This is a genomic window from Sulfurimonas sp., from assembly GCF_041563035.1.
Taxonomy (GTDB): domain Bacteria; phylum Campylobacterota; class Campylobacteria; order Campylobacterales; family Sulfurimonadaceae; genus Sulfurimonas.
In genome coordinates, this window is the sequence record NZ_JBFFNS010000050.1 from 1 (window position 1) to 2,218 (window position 2,218).

Consider the following 2,218-nt stretch of genomic DNA (forward strand, 5'->3'; position numbering starts at 1 on the left):
GAGTTATCACTTGCGTATAGTTCTAGGTTTGAGCTCTCATCTTTTGTGATTTGTTGTATTTTTGTAGTGTCTCTGTTTAGGTTTGAGATATCTGAAGTAGTTGTGATGGTTCCCTTTCCTACTGTAGTTCTTATAATCTGTTCTTTATCTTTAGTGTTGTTTGTATACTCTATGGAGTTTATTGATGGTTTAGAGTCGTTTGAGCCTAGCCCTATTCCCATAGTTGTACTTGCGTAGGTATCGTGATCTTTTATATCGTTTATTTCAAGTGTTTTAGTACTAAACTCTAAGTTACCTTTATCTTTAGCATCTCTATCTAAGTTTGTGATAGATGCTCCGCTTAGAGTTGTTTTCTCATTTACTGTTACTTTTATCTTCTCATTTGCATTTAGTGAGGTTACTTCATTTACCCACTTCTTACTTCCTTTTGTGGTTCCAACATTTCCTGATATTCCTGTTGGAGTCATTGTCATTACATTTCCTGAGATACTTCCACCTTTTGAAGAGCCTTTTGTGCTTTCAGTATCTTGGATGCTTTGCATAACTAGGTTTCTTCCAACATTCACTTCAAGCTCATTTGCATCTACTGTTGCACCTTTTAGAATAGTGTCTTCTTTAGAAGTTATTGTTGCTTTGCCTTTTGCATAGATATGGGAGTTTATCTCTTGAGTTCCTTCTATGTTTAAGTCACTAGTCTGAGCACCTATTGTTACATCTCCCATATTACTACCAAATATATTAGCTTTTGCATTTATAGCACTACTTGAAGTGTCGTATGAGTAGTTCTGTTTGGCTGAGTGTATGTTTATGTTTTTTGCATTTAATTTTAGTTCATTTTCTGAAGCTATATTACTTCCTGCTACTTCTATGTCCTCTTTTGCGTTTAGCACTATAGAGTTATTTGCATGTAGATTGGAAGATACTATCTCATCATTTTTTGAGTTTGTATTTGTTCTACTTTCTTCATATATTGCTTTTACTCCGGCTTCTACTGGTTTTTTAATAGCACTTGTAACTGCATCATATGTTTTTAAACCTCTAGATACTATAGCTGAGTTGCTTTTTGCTCTACCTTGGTCTTCTATGGCATCTACTGCATTAGATATGTTTTGAGAAACACCTACTGATACACCTGCTTTTATAGACTTAGTATATGTATCTACATTAGTGTTTGTTCTATCTGCTATGACGTTTATATTTTCTGAGTCTATCTTCATATTGTTAGTGTATATGTTTGAGCCTACTATGTTTGTGTTTTTTGAAGCTACGTCTAGTGAACCTATTTCCATATTTGACTGAACTACACTACTTTTTACAGTAGTTTCTCCATTTGCTTCTTCCCAGTAACCAGCAAAAAGCGAAGCTTCTCTTTCATTTAGTGTAAGTTCAAAGCCCAACTCCTGAGTTGAGTGTTCTTTATGTTTTCTTTGGGTATTTTTATCTGAGAGTACATTAAAGTCTCTTTTCGCATCCACTTGCATTGAATCTGCTGTTATATTAGAAGCTATTACATTAGTATCTTGTCCACTCTCAATTATTAAGTTATTTGTTTTTATATTTGAAGCTTTATTTGTAATAGTTTCATCAACAGTCTCATCTTTTGTTTTCTTAGCATATGTCAGTTTTGAACCACTGACCCCAAGGCTTAGTCCAGTTGACTCTTTTAGATGTTGTTCCTCTTTTTTTTCCGTTCCAGATATTATATTTACATTCTCTACAGCACTTAATTTTATATCACCTTTATTAGTTGATAAATCATTAGCTAAAATATTTATATTTTTTCCACCGATCACAATATTATTATTAGCTTTTGTAGAAGAGTCACCTAGTTTAGTTTTTCTTATAGAGTCAATAGAGTGACTTCCAACTAAACCACCAAAACTTGAACTTGTCTTTTCATGATAAGTTGCATTGGTATATGACTTAGCAAGTAGATTTACATTTCCATTTTTACTACTAACATCAACAGAATCATTAGCATTTATATTTACTGACTCTAGGTTCAAATCATTATCAGATGCTAAAACAATATTGTTGGCATTTAGTTTACTGCTTTTAACATTTTCTTTTAACTCAATATCTAAAGTTGTACTACTAGACATAAAACCACTTGATGATGATTTTTTCTCTATATATGATGAATCATTCACCGCTAATATATCTATCTTTTTAGCTTTTATATTTAAGTTGTTTGCAGCATTTAGGTTTGAGCCTTTTA

Annotated in this window: 1 protein-coding gene; it reads right to left on the reverse strand. The window is 32.5% G+C overall.

Going from position 1 to position 2,218, the window contains the following annotated elements:
- The coding region (locus ABZC13_RS14240) for a hemagglutinin repeat-containing protein (protein ID WP_373005363.1) at positions 1 to 2,218 on the reverse strand (2,218 nt) is incomplete at both ends.